This is a genomic window from Pseudomonas sp. 43(2021) (genome assembly GCF_017490805.1).
Classification (GTDB): domain Bacteria; phylum Pseudomonadota; class Gammaproteobacteria; order Pseudomonadales; family Pseudomonadaceae; genus Aquipseudomonas.
Genome location: NZ_JAFGYJ010000656.1, coordinates 1 through 234, shown reverse-complemented (window position 1 = coordinate 234; position 234 = coordinate 1). Strand labels below are relative to the sequence as shown.

Annotated in this window: 1 pseudogene; it reads left to right on the top strand. The window is 63.7% G+C overall.

The features are described from left to right. Positions 1-234, top strand: a pseudogene (locus J5M71_RS29155) (RHS repeat protein); the annotation flags it as partial.

The following is a 234-nucleotide window of genomic DNA, read 5'->3' as shown; positions in this document are numbered from 1 at the left end:
CCCTGGCCCAGGTCGAGCTTTATCAGGACTGCTCGGGCAAGAGCACCTGGTACCGCTACGACGAGCGTCAGCACCTCGTCGCGGTGACCGATGCGCTGAACCAGACGACCACGCTGGAGCGCAAGCCGGACGGTGAAGTGCTGCGCATCAGCCACCCGGACGGTACTGCGGAAACCTTCACCTACAACGTCTACGGCCAGGTAATCAGCCACACCGACGGCAAGGGCCAGACCA